The organism is Streptococcus mitis (assembly GCF_946188375.1).
Lineage (GTDB): Bacteria > Bacillota > Bacilli > Lactobacillales > Streptococcaceae > Streptococcus > Streptococcus mitis_CX.
Window position 1 is genome coordinate 1 of sequence record NZ_CAMHUS010000251.1, and the last position, 232, is coordinate 232.

Annotated in this window: 1 protein-coding gene; it reads right to left on the reverse strand. The window is 64.7% G+C overall.

The features are described 5' to 3' along the window. Positions 1-232: potassium-transporting ATPase subunit KdpA (locus N8M16_RS10185; protein ID WP_261070168.1), on the reverse strand; the 232-nt coding region annotated here is incomplete at both ends.

Below are 232 nucleotides of genomic sequence, written 5' to 3' on the forward strand. Positions count from 1 at the left end.
GCCCACCACCAGCACCACGAACACCACCAGCAGCATGAACAGCGGGGTGGCGGTGGGGATGGTGCCGGCACCGGCAGGCACGGTTTTTTTCATCGCCAGGGAGCCGGCCACGGCCAGCATCGGCAGCATGGTGAAGAAGCGTCCGATCAGCATTGCCAGGCCGATGGTGGTGTTGAAAAACGGCGTGTTGGCGTTCAAGCCGGCAAAGGCCGAGCCGTTGTTGGCGGTGCCG